The sequence below is a fragment of the Streptomyces sp. ATexAB-D23 genome (genome assembly GCF_000373645.1).
GTDB lineage: Bacteria > Actinomycetota > Actinomycetes > Streptomycetales > Streptomycetaceae > Streptomyces > Streptomyces castrisilvae.
Genome location: NZ_KB892001.1, coordinates 466,973 through 480,347, shown reverse-complemented (window position 1 = coordinate 480,347; position 13,375 = coordinate 466,973). Strand labels below are relative to the sequence as shown.

Genomic DNA, 13,375 nt, shown 5'->3' with positions numbered 1-13,375 from the left:
GGCCGCCTCAGCCGAGCGCCAGGCCCACCAGTGTCACCGTCGCCGCCGTCTCGGCCAGGGCGCCGAACACGTCCCCGGTCACCCCGCCGAACCGCCGCACGCAGTGCCGCAGCAGCAGCTGGGCGACCACGAGCGCGGCCACCGCCGACAGGGCGCAGCGCGGCGCCCCGTACCCGCCGAGCAGCGTGCCCGCGCCCGCGCACGCCGCCAGCGCCACGAGTGCGGCGGCCACCGCGCCGGCCACCGGGACCGTGCCGGCGACGGCCGCGCCCAGCCCCTCGGGCCGGGCCGCGGGGACGCCGCGCCGGGAGGCCAGGGTGAGCGCGAGCCGGGCGGTGACGGCGGAGACGACGGCCGCCACCGCCCCGTGCGTCCAGCCCCGCGCGTACAGCTGCTGAAGGACCGCCACCTGGGCCAGCAGGACGAACAGCAGGGTGATCACGCCGAAGGGCCCGATGTCCGACTGCTTCATGATCCGCAGCGCGTCGTCGGCCGGCTTGCCGCTGCCCAGTCCGTCGGCGGTGTCGGCGAGACCGTCCAGGTGGAGCCCCCGGGTGAGGGCGGCCGGCACCGCGGCCGAGGCGACGGCGGCGAGCAGCGGCCCCGCCCCGCCCCACAGCAGCAGGCTGCCCGGGACGGTCGCGAGCACGCCGACGACGAGCCCGGCCAGGGGCGCGCACAGCATCCCGGCACGCGCGGCCTCGCGGTCCCAGCGGGTGACGCGGACGGGAAGCACGGTCAGGGTGCCGAAGGCGAAACGTACGCCGTGGCTGTTCAGGGAGGTCACGGCGCGCAGGCTAATCGGTGGGGGAGCCCGCTAGATTGTCCGAAATACCGCATAACGGGGCAGAAGTGGATTGTCGGGAGTGAGTGGCATGGGTCACTGGTTCGATCAGAACTTCGTCGAGCCGGGGAAGCTGCCGCTGCTCCTGGCCCTGGCCGCCTTCGTGCTGACGTTCGGGATCACCCGGGTCATCACCCGGATGATCCGGGCCGGGAAGGGACCGTTCCGCAACATCACACCCGGCGGCATCCACGTCCACCACGTGGTGCCCGGCGTGGTGCTCACCGTGGTCGGCGGCTTCGGCGCGGTGGCCGGCGGGCAGCACGGCGTCACGGCCTCGGTCTGCGCGGTCGTCTTCGGGATGGGTGCGGGGCTGGTGCTGGACGAGTTCGCGCTGATCCTGCACCTGGACGACGTGTACTGGACCGAGGAGGGGCGCCAGAGCGTGGAGGTCGTGGTGCTCACGGCGGCCCTGGTGCTGCTGGTGCTCGGCGGGTTCTCCCCGCTGGGCGTGGACGACCTGAGCGACGATCAGCAGCAGGGCCGCCTCGGCGCCGTGCTCACCGTCGTCGTCAACTTCTGCTTCGTGCTGATCACCCTGTTCAAGGGCAAGGCGCGGATGGCCGTGGTCGGCACGCTGATCCCGTTCGTCGCCCTGGTCGGCGCCGTCCGGCTGGCCCGGCCGACCTCGGTGTGGGCCAGGCGGTTCTACCGCGGCCGGCACCGCGCCCGCTCCCGCGCGGTGCTGCGCGCCTACCACCACGACCTCCGCTGGGCCGGCCCGCGCCGCAGGTTTCAGGACCTGATCGGCGGGGCGCCGGACCGGGTCCCCGCCCCGTCGCCCAAGCCCTGACCGTCCCGCCGCCTCCCGCGCACCACCGGGGTCGCGCACAGGGCGACGGCCGCCACGATGGCCGCCAGGTGCTCCCGGCCCGCCAGGTTGTCCTTCACCACGGTCTCGGCCGCCATCGCCGCGATCACCAGCGCCCCGGTGACCCGGGCCCGGTGGACGCAGCAGACGCAGACGGCCAGCGCGACGACCGCCGCCGACGGGCCGGTGTCCACGATCCACGCGTCGGAAGCGGGCAGCCCGAAGAACCCGTCGGGCCCGGCCGCTATGCCGACCCGCGCGTACAGCGTCCCGGCGAGCGTCGCCGCGTACGCGATCAGCAGGGTCCGCCACCGGCCGAGGCAGATCTCCGCCGCCCCGAACACCACCAGCATCTGCACCAGCGCGCCCCACACCGGCAGGTCCGGAGCGGGTACGAACAGCGACAGCGGGGTACGCAGCAGAGCCATGCCGAGCGGGTCCTGGGCCCGCACCGCGCCGAGCGCCTGCACCGGCCCGTAGCCCCAGGGCCGGTTCTGCACCACCTGGAGCAGCCCCGTCAGGCACACCGCCGCCAGCGTCATCGGCACGGCCCGCGGCCCCTTGGCGGCGAGCGGGGCGCTTACGGCGGACCGGAGCGGGCCCCACTCGTGGCGGGCCGCCCGGCGGAGCACGCCCAGGACCTTCATCCACGCGGTCCCGACGGGACGTCGCGGCCCCGGCCGAGCCGCGAGCGGTGCAGCCACTTGGGCAGGCCCGGAGCCTCCAGGAACCCCTCGGCACGGCCGGCCGCGACGCCGATGCGCAGCAGGTCCGCGCTCTTCTCGAAGAGCAGGAACCGGGGCTCCCAGATCGGGCGGTACTTGGCGTTGGCGCGGTAGAGCGACTCGATCTGCCACCACCGCGAGAAGAAGCTGAGCAGCGACCGCCACATGCGCAGCACCGGCCCCGCGCCGAGCCGCGAGCCCCGCTCGAAGACCGAGCGGAACATCGCGAAGTTCAGCGACACCTGCGTCACGCCGATCTTCTCGGCCCGTTGCAGGAGTTCGATGACCATGAACTCCATCAGCCCGTTCTCGGCGTCCCGGTCACGCCGCATCAGGTCGAGCGAGAGCCCCTCGGGCCCCCATGGGACGAAGCTCAGCAGGGCCCGCAACTCGCCCCGCGTACCGTCCTCGCCGGGGGTGGCGTCCCGGCACTCCAGCATCACGCACTGCCCGTCGGCCGGATCGCCGAGCCGGCCCAGCGCCATCGAGAAACCGCGCTCGGTCGCCCCGTCGCGCCAGTCGTCGGCCCGCCGCACCAGCTCCGCCATCTCCTCTTCGGGGATGTCGGCGTGCCGGCGCACCGTCACCTCGTAACCCGCGCGCCGCACCCGGTTGTAGGCCTGGCGGACCGTCCTCATCGCCCGGCCCTCCAGGGTGAATTCGGCGGTCTCCACGATCGCCTCGTCGCCCAGCTCCAGGGCGTCGAGGCCGTGCCGGGCGTAGACCGTGCCGGCTTCCTCGCTCGCCCCCATCACGGCCGGGATCCAGCCGTGTTCGCGGGCCTCGGTCAGCCACGGTGTGATCGCCCCCGGCCAGGCCTCCGGGTCCCCGATCGGGTCGCCGGACGCCAGCGAGACCCCGCCGACCACCCGGTAGGCGACCGCCGCCTTCCCGGTCGGCGACCAGACGGCGCTCTTCTCGCGGCGCAGCGCGAAGTAGCCCAGCGAGTCCCGCTCGCCGTGCCTGTCGAGCAGCGCCCGCAGCGCCGTCTCGTCCTCGGGGGTGATCGGGTCGACCGCGCGGCGGGAGCGGAAGGCCGCGTACACGACGGCGATCAGCAGCAGCGTGGACAGGACGTTGACGGCGACGTCGACCCAGCCCGGCGCGGTGATGCCGGGGAACCGGTAGTCGCTGGCCGCGACGGACACCAGCCGCAGCGCGCCGTAGCCCCAGCGGTCCAGGAACGTCGAACGGTATTCGTCGTGCGCGGTGTTGGTGACCGTGACCAGGAGGGCCGCGAGCAGCGAGGTGATCAGCAGCCCGCCGACCGCCACCGCCGCCGCGAGCTTCGGGTTGGACCGGTCGCCCTTCGCGTAGAACTCGCGCCTGCCGAGGGCCAGCGCGACCACGAACGCGGCGGTCAGCGCCAGCGAGATCCAGTTCTGCGGGTACCGCCGGACCTCCGGGAAGCCGATCACGGCGGCGAGGAGCAGCAGCGTCAGCCCGCTCAGCACCATGTTGACGATCCAGGCGGCCCGTTTGCGCCGCCGCATGGTGACGGCCAGGAAGAGCGCGACCACACCCGAGGAGAAGCCCGCGGTGAGCAGGTACGGGGTGAAGTAGTTGTCCGTGTTGTGGCGGCGCAGATCCTGGCCGAAGGTGACCCAGACGGCGCTCAGGAAATTGATGAACGACACGACGCGCAGGTACCAGATGACCAGGGCCGCGCCGCGCCGTGAACGCTGTGTGCTGGGTCTGCGGGCGGCACTCCGCCCGGATTCCTCACCGGCCATCTGGACCTCTCCCATGAAAAGCGATCATATGGGGCATCACACTTCATGGGGGCTGCTCCGCGGCCGGTGTCAGGCAGCCGCGGAGCGAGGAACCGGCAGCCTGCCGTCAGTCCTCCGCGTCGCCCTTCCCGGCGTCCGTGCCGTCCTCCTGTGCCACCGGCTCACGCTCGGGCAGCTCCGCCGCCAGCGCGGCCGCGGCCTGGACGAACGGCAGGGCGAGCAGCGCCCCGCACCCCTCACCGACGATGACGCCGTGGTCCAGCACAGGGTTGAGCGCCATCCGGTCGAGCGCCTTCGCCTGCGCCGGCTCACCGCTCAGCTGCCCCGCCAGCCACCAGTCCGGCGCCCGGAACGCGGCCCGCTGGCCGACCAGCGCCGCGGCCGCGCCGACCACCCCGTCCAGGACCACCGGGAGCCGTCGCACCGCGCACTGGAGCAGGAAGCCGGTCATCGCGGCCAGATCGGCGCCGCCCACCGTGGCCAGCAGCTCCAGCTGGTCGCCCAGCACCGGCCGGGCCCGCCGCAGCGAATCGCGCACCGCCGCGCACTTGCGCATCCACGCCAGGTCGTCGATCCCCGCGCCGCCGCGCCCGGTGACCACCGAGGCGTCCGTGCCGCACAGAGCCGCGATCAGCGTGGCCGCGGCCGTCGTCCCGCCGACGCTCAGGTCGCCGAGCACCACCAGGTCGGTGCCCGAGTCGGCCTCCTCGTCGGCCACCGCGACACCGAGCCGGACCGCCGCCTCGGCCTCCTCGGCCGTCAGCGCGTCCTCGACGTCGATCCGGCCGCTTCCCCGGCGCACCCGGGTCCGCACCACCGCTTCCGGCAGCAGCTCCGGGTCGCAGTCGAGACCGGCGTCGACGATCCGCACCGGCACGGAGAACCGGCGGGCCAGCACCGCCAGCGGCGTAGCCCCGTCCAGCGTGGCCCGCACCAGCTCGTGCGCCGTACCGGCCCTGCGCCCGGACACATCGAGCTCCGCCACCCCGTGGTCACCGGCGAACAGCACCACGCGCGGCTGCTCGACGGCCCGCACCGGCACCGCCTGCTGGGCGGCCGAGAGCCACTCGCCCAGCTCGTCCAGGCGGCCGAGGGCCCCCGGAGGGACGCTGAACCGCTCCCGGCGTTCCTCGGCGTCTCGCCGTACACCCCCGTCGGGGCGTTCGATCAGGTCGGAGAAGTCGTCCAGATTCACGGGGATCTGCCTCGCGGGTCGATACGTGGGGTGGGCCGGGGAGCCCGGCGGGGGCTCACTGCGGAACAGTACCCGCCGCGTTTTCCGGCCCCGGCCGGTGCGCCGGAGCCCACGCGCGCGGCCGGGCCGGGACGCCCGTCCGTTCGGCCCGGACGGCCGTCCCCGGAGCCCACGCGCGCAGGGCCGGGCCCGCGAAGTGCGCGGCTGCCCCGCCCGGCACGGTCAGCCGCGCAGCGTCAGCACCTGTCCGGCCACCACCAGCAGCACCTGCTCGCACTCCTCGGCCACCGCCGCGTTCAGCCGCCCCAGCTCGTCCCGGAAACGCCGCCCGGCCGCCGTCGCCGGGACCACACCGGAGCCGGTCTCGTTGGTCACCAGGACGACGCTGCGCCGCGTCCCGCGCACCGCGGCGACCAGCTCGCCGGTCCTGTCCCGCAGCGCCCGCTCACCGCCCCGCGCCCACGCCGCGTCGTCCCAGGCGTCCACCCGGTCCATCGCGTCGGTCAGCCAGAGCGACAGGCAGTCGATCAGCAGCGGCGGCCCGTCCGAGGCCAGCAGCCCGGCCACCTCGCACGTCTCCTCGGTGCGCCAGGCCGCCGGCCTCCGCTCCCGGTGCAGCCCCACCCGCGCCGCCCACTCCGCGTCCCCGTCCCGGCCGCCCCCGGTCGCCACGTACACGACCTCGGGGTACGTTTCCAGGCGCCGTTCGGCCTCGACCGACTTGCCGGAGCGCGCGCCGCCGGTGACCAGCGTGCGCCGGGGCACGACGGGTGGCGCGGGGTAGCCGCCCACCGTCAGGGTCGTGCCGTCCGGGACGGCCTGCGCCCCGGCCGCGGCGAGCCGGCGCTCCAGCTCGGGCCCCGGCGGGGCGTCGTGGCCCAGATGGACGGCGATCAGCTCGGTGGCCGGCCCGGCCGCCCCGACGGCCCGCAGCCGTGCCACCGCGTCCGGCCGCCCCACGATGTCCGCCGCCACCAGGTCGTACGGCTGGGCGGCCGGCTCGGTGAGGCCGGCCGGTGCGCCGCCCGGCGGCAGGTAGAGCAGCCGGGCGCCCTCCGGCGACGTCACCTCGTAACCCGTCCCCGGCGCGTCCATCGGCACGGCCCGCACCCGGTGTCCGCTGATCAGCGTCAGCACCCGGCCGTCCGGCACCCGGCCCGCGGGCGGCAGCCCGGCGGGCAGTTCGACGGCGGGCCCGTCGTGCGGATGGGTGAGGAGCACCTGGCGTACGCCGGTGAGCGAGTGCCCCGCGCGGGCGGCGGCGAACACCGCCCCGGGCGTGAGGTCGAGCAGCAGCGCGTCGTCGACCAGGAGGGCGGTCGCGGCCCGGCTGCCCGCCCCGCGGGCGGTGGCGCAGGCGGCGCAGGGGCAGTCGGGCCGCGGCAGCCCGTCGGGGGCTCCGGTGCCGAGGAGAGTCAGTTCCACGTTCCGATCCTCCCGCGTGCACGCGGCAGGTGCGCGACGTGGGGTACACGAGGCGGGACCGGGCCCCTTCTGTTCCGGACCGGAGCGATTAGGCTGCGGACCGTAACAAATGACCAGGGAGGCGCACATGGCGTGGACGTGGCGGTTCGAGAAGTCCGACGGTACGGAGACGGAGCCGGCCCTGCAGCCGGAGGAATTCACGACGCAGGGTGACGCGGAGTCCTGGATCGGCGAGTACTGGAAGGAACTCCTGGACGGCGGGGCGGACCAGGTGACGCTCTTCGACGACGGGACGAAGATCTACGGCCCGATGAGCCTCCGGGCGGACGAGGCCGGCTGACGGGACGCGACGGCCGCCGGGCGGGCCCGACGGGCCCGCCCGGCGGCCGTCGCCGTGCCGCGTCCCTCAGATCTCGCCGAGCGTCACATCGGCGGTCTTCTCCGCGTTGCCGCGCATGTAGGTCACGGTCACCTTGTCGCCCGGCTTGTTCCCGGCCAGGGCCTCGGAGAGCGAGGTGATCGTGGTGACGGGGGTGTCGCCGATCCTGGTGATGATGTCGCCGGACCGCAGCCCCGCGTCGGCGGCCGCGCCGCCCTTCTTCGCGCTGACGATCGCGACGCCCGCGGGCTGGTAACTGGCGTTGACGACCGTGCGGCCCGTGATGTCCAGAGCGGCCCGGCCCGAGTCGATGACCTTGCCGTTCTTGATGATCTGGTCCGCGACCGTCCGCACCATCGAGGCGGGGATGGCGAAGCCGATCCCGGGCGCCGCGCTGTCGCCCATCTGCGGGTCGGAGGCCGCGAGCGTCGGAATGCCGATGACCTGGCTGTTCAGGTTGACGAGGGCGCCGCCGCTGTTGCCCGGGTTGATCGCGGCCGACGTCTGGACCATGTTCGCGATGGTCGCGCCGGTCCCGCCGCCCGAGCTGCTCTCGCTCACGGTCCGGCCGAGCGCCGAGACGATGCCCTGGGTGACGCTGCTGGACAGGCCGAGCGGCGAGCCCATCGCCAGCACGATCTGCCCCACGGCGACCTTCTCCGAGTCGCCGAACTTCGCGGCCCGCAGCCCGTCGGGCACGTCGTCGAGCTTGATGACGGCGAGATCCTGCTCGGGATAGGTGGCGACCAGTGACGCCTTCAGCACCTTCTCGCCGGTGGCCACCGTGACCTTGAACGTCTTCTCCTCGCCGACGACGTGGGCGTTGGTGACGATGTGGCCCTTGGCGTCGTAGACCACACCGGAGCCGAGGCTGTCGGACGCGTCGATCTGCACGACGGACGGCAGTACGTCGTTGATCACCGACTGGTACTCGCTCTGCAGATCACCGGCGGCCTTCGGGGCGGGGCCGGGCTGGGCCGATCCGGACTTCGTCGCGTCGGGCTTCGAGGCGGAGGCGTTCGAACCGGAGCAGCCGCTCACCAGCGCGAGGGCGCAGAGGCCGGCGGACAGGGGCAGCAGCAGCCGGCGCGCACGACGGCGGGAGTCAAAGGCATCCATGTCCGGATTATTGCTTTCGGTCCCGATAGCGGCCTGTTGAGCGCATCCACCGGGGCACCGCGAGGCCGGACGGGAGACCTACCCCCGCACCCCGCACAGGTGCAGCAGCGCGGCCCCCCCGCGATAGGGGTCCGTCCGCCCCGCCCGGTCCTCCGCCGCGAGCACCCGTTCCAGCTCGGCCGCGGGCGGCAGCTCGACGTCGTTGCTCACGTTGTCCGTGAAGAGCCGCACCCCGTACCAGGCGTGCAGCGGCGCCGCGATCGAGGCCAGCGTCGCCGTGAGCGCGTCGAGCCGGTCCGCGCGCACGGACAGCCCGAGCCGGTTGGTGTACCGGGCACTGTCGAACGCGGCCAGCGCCCCGTCCCAGTCCCCGGCCATCCCGGGCCGCATCGCCAGCGCGTCCGCGTTCCGCACGAGCAGCGACAGCAGCCCGCCCGGCGCCAGCATCCTCGCCAGGCCCGCGACCATCGCGTCCGGCTCCTGTACGTACATCAGGACGCCGTGGCAGAGCACCACGTCGAAGCTGCCGGGCAGGAAGTGCACCCCGGTGTCCTGGCCGTTGCCCTCGATGAGGCGGACCCGCTCGCGGATGCCCGCAGGCTCGCCGCCGAGCGCCTCACGTGCGACCCGCAGCATCTCCGGGTCGGATTCCAGGCCGGTCACCGTGTGGCCGGCGCGGGCGAGCCGGAGCGCCTGCGTGCCCTGGCCCATGCCGACATCGAGGATGCGCAGCCGCTGCCCGACCGGGAAGCGGGCCGCCATCTGCTCGTCCAGCTGCCGGGCGACCAGCTCCTGGCGCACGGTGTTGCGCAGCCCGGAGAGCCCCTTCGTCCAAGCCGGAGCGGCCCCGGCGAAACCGGTGACCGCACCGTCCCGCCGGCCGGCGGCCACGCCGTCGGCCGAGCCGGGGGACTCCGTACTCAGGGCCGCTCCCCGCGCTTGACCTGCGGCTTCGGCAGACGGAGCCGGCGCATCTGGAGCGTACGCATCAGCCCGTAGGCGACCGCGCCGCGCTTCGGGGTGTCCGGGAAGCGCGTGTTCAGCTGCTTGCGCAGCCGGAACGCGAGCCCGATCGAGTCGATCACGATCAGCACGATCACGATCAGCCACAGCAGCAGCGAGATGTTCTGGATGCCCTGCACCTGGATCACGCTGAGAATCAGGATGATCACGGCGAGCGGCAGGAAGAACTCCGCGATGCAGAAGCGCGAGTCCACGAAGTCGCGGACGAAGCGGCGCACCGGCCCCTTGTCGCGCGCGGGCAGATAGCGCTCGTCACCACTGGCGAGCGCCTCCCGCTGCTTGGCCATGTCCACACGCCGCGCCTCGCGCTGGCGCTTCATGGCCTCCTTGCGGTCGAGCGGCGCGCCACTGGAGGCACGACGGCGCTGCGACTGGGCCTCGCTGCGCTTGGGGGTGGGGCGACCTTTGGGGGCCTGTGGGTCGCGGGACGTCTTGGAGAGGTCCGCCGTCACCTTGTCGGTGGGGGCCTTCTCTTCCTTGGAGCGGCTACGGAACACAAGGCCCAAGGGTACGGGGTCGATCGCGACGACCCCAGGCCGGCCGGGAACGATCCGGCAACGGCCTGCGTCCTGGTGGGTGTACGAGCGGGACGATACGGGCGTCATCCGCGGATTCCCGGACCGTCACCCGCCCGATTCCCGGCCTTCACACCGTTTCCCGGACCCTCACCTACTCCCTGGGCCGGAGCGGTACGGGGGCACAGTCGTCCTTGGGGAGGACCCCATCCTCGCTCGAACAGTGCGGTAATAGAGGCAGGGCCCGTACTGTGGGTTCTGTTGGAGTGCTGGAGCCCAGTTGAGTCAGAAGGGGGCGCGCGAAGCCCATGAGCGGTGTCATGAAGCGTATGGGGATGATCTTCCGCGCGAAGGCAAACAAGGCCCTTGACCGGGCCGAGGATCCGCGCGAGACCCTCGATTACTCGTACCAGAAGCAGCTGGAACTGCTTCAGAAGGTGCGCCGCGGGGTCGCCGACGTGGCGACTTCGCGCAAGCGGCTGGAGCTGCAGCTGAACCAGTTGCAGGGCCAGTCTTCGAAGCTGGAGGACCAGGGCCGCAAGGCGCTCGCGCTCGGCCGCGAGGACCTGGCGCGCGAGGCGCTGTCGCGCCGTGCCGCCCTCCAGCAGCAGGTCACCGACCTGGAGACGCAGCACACCACGCTGCAGGGCGAGGAGGAGAAGCTCACTCTGGCGGCCCAGCGGCTTCAGGCCAAGGTGGATGCCTTCCGGACGAAGAAGGAGACCATCAAGGCCACCTACACGGCGGCCCAGGCGCAGACCCGGATCGGGGAGGCCTTCTCCGGCATCTCCGAGGAGATGGGCGACGTCGGCCTGGCCATTCAGCGCGCCGAGGACAAGACCCAGCAGCTCCAGGCGCGCGCGGGCGCGATCGACGAGCTGCTCGCCTCCGGCGCCCTGGACGACCCGAGCGGCACGGCGAAGGACGACATCGCCGCCGAGCTGGACCGGATCTCCGGTGGTACGGATGTGGAGCTGGAACTTCAGCGCATGAAGGCCGAACTGGCCGGCGGTTCCTCCTCGCAGCAGGCGATCGAGGGCGGCCCGCAGGACGCCCAGCAGCAGACCGGTCAGTCCCACAAGTTCGACAAGAATTAAGGCAGCGTCATGATCGTACGGATCATGGGGGAGGGCCAGGCAGTCCTGGCCGACAGTCATCTCGCCGAGCTCGACAAGCTCGACGACGCCCTGCTCACCGAGATGGAGAGCGGTGACGGGCCGGGCTTCCGCACCACCCTCCACGCGCTCCTGGCCCGGGTGCGCGAACTCGGCACACCCTTGCCCGACGACTCCCTGGAGCCGTCCGAGCTGATCCTGCCGTCGCCCGACGCGACCCTCGAAGAGGTACGCGCCATGCTCAGCGACGACGGCCTGATCCCCGGCTGACACCCGGCGGCTCTCCAGCACCCGCACTTCTGTGCCCCGCGCCCGGCCCGCCGGACGCGGGGCACAGTGCCGTACGGGCGGCGGCCCCGCCGCGCGCCGTGCTCCCCGGCAGCCGGACCGGGCCGCGAGCGACACGCCGTAACGTAGCTGGACGTGACCACCCTCGGAACCGGGGTCCTGCGCGTACGCCACTGGCTGCGCGCCCATCCCCTCGCGCTGGACGGCGCGCTCGCCCTGGCCGTCCTCGTGGCCATGCTCGTCGCGTCGTACGTCGACCCGGGCGGGCACCACGGGCCGCCCACCTTCGGCACCCGCACCCCGGCCCCGAGCAGTGTGCTGCTGATGACGCTGGGGGGCCTGGCGCTGGTCCGGCGCCGCCGCGAACCCATGGCGGTCCTCGCCGTCACCGTCGCGCTGGCCTTCGTGGAGCTGGTCACGGCCGACCCGCCGACGCCCGTGGTGATGAGCGCGGTCATCGCGCTGTACACCGTCGCCGCCCGCACCGACCGGCCCACCACCTGGCGGGTCGGGCTGCTCACCATGGCCGCGCTCACCGCCGGAGCCATGCTCTTCGGCTCGGCGCCCTGGTACGGCCAGGAGAACCTGGGCGTCTTCGCCTGGACCGGCATGGCCGCGGCGGCTGGCGACGCGGTCCGCTCCCGGCGCGCGTTCGTCGACGCGATCAGGGAGCGCGCCGAGCGGGCCGAGCGCACCCGCGAGGAGGAGGCCCGCCGCCGGGTGGCCGAGGAGCGGCTGCGGATCGCCCGCGACCTGCACGACGTCGTCGCCCACCACATCGCCCTGGTCAACGTGCAGGCCGGAGTCGCCGCCCACATCATGGACAAACGCCCCGACCAGGCCAAACAGGCCCTCGCCCACGTCCGCGAGGCGAGCCGCTCCGCGCTCAACGAACTCCGCGCCACCGTCGGACTGCTGCGCCAGTCCGGCGACCCGGAGGCCCCCACCGAACCCGCCCCGGGACTCGCCCTCCTGGGCGAACTCGTGGCGAGCGTCCGGCAGGCCGGACTGCCCGTCGAAGTGGCCTGCGCGGTGGGGGAGGAGCCCCCGTTGCCCGCGGCCGTCGACCTGGCCGCGTACCGGGTGATCCAGGAGGCCCTGACCAACGCCCGCAAGCACGCGGGCCCGGATGCCAGGGCCGAGGTGAGTGTCGTACGGGTCGGCGCCACGGCCGAGGTCATGGTGCTGGACGACGGCCGGGGGAACGCCGCCGGCACCCCGCAGGCCACGAGCGGCGGCGGTCACGGCCTGCTCGGGATGCGTGAACGCGTCACCGCGCTCGGCGGCACCCTCACCGCCGGTCCCCGCTACGGGGGCGGCTTCCGCGTCCATGCGATCCTGCCCGTCGAGGCCCGCGCGCAGGAGCCCGGTCGGCCGGGCGCGGCGGACCGGACGGGGGAGAACGCATGACGGCTGCCATCAAGGTCCTGCTCGTGGACGACCAGGCGCTGCTGCGCAGCGCGTTCCGGGTGCTGGTCGACTCGGAACCCGACATGCGGGTGGTGGGCGAGGCGGCGGACGGGGCGCAGGCCGTGGAGGCGGCCCGCGCCGAGCGGCCCGACGTGGTGCTGATGGACATCCGGATGCCCGGCACGGACGGGCTGACCGCGACCCGGATGATCAGCGCCGACCCGGATCTCGCCGACGTCCGCGTGGTCATGCTCACCACCTTCGAGGTGGACGAGTACGTGGTGCAGTCGCTGCGCGCCGGTGCCTCGGGCTTCCTCGGCAAGGGCGCCGAACCGGACGAACTCCTCAACGCCATCCGGATCGCGGCCGGGGGCGAGGCGCTGCTCTCGCCCGCCGCGACCAAGGGCCTGATCGCCACGTTCCTCGCACAGAGCGCGAACGGGGCCGAGGCGGGGCCGGGGGCGGCCGTGTACTCCGAGCGGCTGGCGGCCCTCACCGGCCGGGAGCGCGAGGTGCTGGTCCTGGTCGCGGGCGGGCTGTCCAACGACGAGATCGCCGAGCGACTGGTCGTCAGCCCACTCACCGTCAAGACGCATGTGAACCGGGCCATGGCGAAACTGGGCGCCCGCGACCGCGCACAACTGGTGGTAATTGCGTACGAATCGGGCTTGGTGCGCCCTCGGGTGGAGTAAGGGTGCAGCTGGGGCGTACTCCAGCTGCGGTATGCGCGGCATGAGAAAGCGACCCTGGGGCCGACGCTTTTGCCTTCGGGGATCGGCGATCGTATAGGTGG

Annotated in this window: 14 protein-coding genes; 6 read left to right on the top strand and 8 right to left on the bottom strand. The window is 73.5% G+C overall.

Features of this window, described 5'->3' with window-relative positions:
• Positions 1-7: 7 nt before the first annotated feature.
• Positions 8-787, bottom strand: a complete 780-nt coding sequence (locus tag B082_RS0102080; protein ID WP_018550161.1) for an adenosylcobinamide-GDP ribazoletransferase — start codon at positions 785-787, stop codon at positions 8-10.
• Positions 788-875: 88 nt separating this feature from the next.
• On the opposite strand from B082_RS0102080, the gene B082_RS0102075 reads away from it, so the two are divergent.
• Positions 876-1,637, top strand: a complete 762-nt coding sequence (locus tag B082_RS0102075) for a hypothetical protein (RefSeq protein ID WP_018550160.1) — start codon at positions 876-878, stop codon at positions 1,635-1,637.
• Here the strand turns inward: B082_RS0102075 and B082_RS0102070 are convergent.
• The 4 genes from B082_RS0102070 to B082_RS0102055 form a co-directional block, all read right to left on the bottom strand.
• The gene (locus B082_RS0102070; protein WP_018550159.1) at positions 1,580-2,302 is read right to left on the bottom strand and encodes a hypothetical protein; all 723 of its coding nucleotides are present in this window, start codon (positions 2,300-2,302) and stop codon (positions 1,580-1,582) included. The genes B082_RS0102075 and B082_RS0102070 overlap by 58 nt on opposite strands.
• Complete coding sequence (locus B082_RS0102065; protein ID WP_018550158.1) at positions 2,299-4,128, bottom strand: phosphatidylglycerol lysyltransferase domain-containing protein; 1,830 nt, start codon at positions 4,126-4,128, stop codon at positions 2,299-2,301. Before B082_RS0102065 ends, B082_RS0102070 begins: the two co-directional genes overlap by 4 nt.
• A 91-nt stretch (positions 4,129-4,219) precedes the next feature.
• On the bottom strand, positions 4,220-5,308 hold the full coding sequence (locus tag B082_RS0102060; protein ID WP_018550157.1) for a nicotinate-nucleotide--dimethylbenzimidazole phosphoribosyltransferase: 1,089 nt from the start codon (positions 5,306-5,308) through the stop codon (positions 4,220-4,222).
• A 222-nt stretch (positions 5,309-5,530) separates the two neighbouring features.
• Positions 5,531-6,733, bottom strand: a complete 1,203-nt coding sequence (locus tag B082_RS0102055; protein WP_018550156.1) for a bifunctional adenosylcobinamide kinase/adenosylcobinamide-phosphate guanylyltransferase — start codon at positions 6,731-6,733, stop codon at positions 5,531-5,533.
• A 127-nt stretch (positions 6,734-6,860) separates the two neighbouring features.
• Between B082_RS0102055 and B082_RS0102050 the strand changes: the two genes are divergently transcribed.
• The gene (locus B082_RS0102050; protein WP_018550155.1) at positions 6,861-7,073 is read left to right on the top strand and encodes a hypothetical protein; all 213 of its coding nucleotides are present in this window, start codon (positions 6,861-6,863) and stop codon (positions 7,071-7,073) included.
• 66 nt (positions 7,074-7,139) lie between these two features.
• Here B082_RS0102050 and B082_RS0102045 read toward each other — a convergent pair whose 3' ends face one another.
• From B082_RS0102045 to B082_RS0102035, 3 genes are all read right to left on the bottom strand, one after another.
• A complete protein-coding gene (locus B082_RS0102045; protein ID WP_018550154.1) occupies positions 7,140-8,231 on the bottom strand; it encodes a S1C family serine protease in 1,092 nt (363 codons plus the stop codon).
• A gap of 78 nt (positions 8,232-8,309) precedes the next feature.
• The gene (locus tag B082_RS0102040; protein ID WP_051094568.1) at positions 8,310-8,993 is read right to left on the bottom strand and encodes a methyltransferase domain-containing protein; all 684 of its coding nucleotides are present in this window, start codon (positions 8,991-8,993) and stop codon (positions 8,310-8,312) included.
• 158 nt (positions 8,994-9,151) lie between these two features.
• A complete protein-coding gene (locus tag B082_RS0102035) occupies positions 9,152-9,751 on the bottom strand; it encodes a DUF3043 domain-containing protein (RefSeq protein ID WP_026249333.1) in 600 nt (199 codons plus the stop codon).
• A gap of 338 nt (positions 9,752-10,089) precedes the next feature.
• Here B082_RS0102035 and B082_RS0102030 point away from each other — a divergent pair, with 338 nt between their 5' ends.
• The 4 genes from B082_RS0102030 (at position 10,090) to B082_RS0102015 (ending at position 13,274) form a co-directional block, all read left to right on the top strand.
• The gene (locus tag B082_RS0102030; protein ID WP_026249332.1) at positions 10,090-10,866 is read left to right on the top strand and encodes a PspA/IM30 family protein; all 777 of its coding nucleotides are present in this window, start codon (positions 10,090-10,092) and stop codon (positions 10,864-10,866) included.
• A gap of 9 nt (positions 10,867-10,875) precedes the next feature.
• Complete coding sequence (gene pspAA / locus B082_RS0102025) at positions 10,876-11,154, top strand: PspA-associated protein PspAA (RefSeq protein ID WP_018550150.1); 279 nt, start codon at positions 10,876-10,878, stop codon at positions 11,152-11,154.
• Positions 11,155-11,307: 153 nt separating this feature from the next.
• Positions 11,308-12,582 (top strand): sensor histidine kinase, encoded by a 1,275-nt coding sequence (locus B082_RS0102020; protein WP_018550149.1) that lies wholly within the window; start codon positions 11,308-11,310, stop codon positions 12,580-12,582.
• Complete coding sequence (locus tag B082_RS0102015; protein WP_018550148.1) at positions 12,579-13,274, top strand: response regulator; 696 nt, start codon at positions 12,579-12,581, stop codon at positions 13,272-13,274. Before B082_RS0102020 ends, B082_RS0102015 begins: the two co-directional genes overlap by 4 nt.
• Positions 13,275-13,375: the final 101 nt, after the last annotated feature.

Bases quoted from the DNA above. Each gene is read 5' to 3' on its own strand.
- B082_RS0102040 (WP_051094568.1), bottom strand. From the start codon at position 8,993: ATGGCGGCCCGCTTCCCGGTCGGGCAGCGGCTGCGCATCCTCGATGTC.
- B082_RS0102065 (WP_018550158.1), bottom strand. From the start codon at position 4,128: ATGGGAGAGGTCCAGATGGCCGGTGAGGAATCCGGGCGGAGTGCCGCC.
- pspAA (WP_018550150.1), top strand. From the start codon at position 10,876: ATGATCGTACGGATCATGGGGGAGGGCCAGGCAGTCCTGGCCGACAGT.
- B082_RS0102030 (WP_026249332.1), top strand. From the start codon at position 10,090: ATGAAGCGTATGGGGATGATCTTCCGCGCGAAGGCAAACAAGGCCCTT.
- B082_RS0102070 (WP_018550159.1), bottom strand. From the start codon at position 2,302: ATGAAGGTCCTGGGCGTGCTCCGCCGGGCGGCCCGCCACGAGTGGGGC.
- B082_RS0102045 (WP_018550154.1), bottom strand. From the start codon at position 8,231: ATGGATGCCTTTGACTCCCGCCGTCGTGCGCGCCGGCTGCTGCTGCCC.
- B082_RS0102075 (WP_018550160.1), top strand. From the start codon at position 876: ATGGGTCACTGGTTCGATCAGAACTTCGTCGAGCCGGGGAAGCTGCCG.
- B082_RS0102050 (WP_018550155.1), top strand. From the start codon at position 6,861: ATGGCGTGGACGTGGCGGTTCGAGAAGTCCGACGGTACGGAGACGGAG.
- B082_RS0102015 (WP_018550148.1), top strand. From the start codon at position 12,579: ATGACGGCTGCCATCAAGGTCCTGCTCGTGGACGACCAGGCGCTGCTG.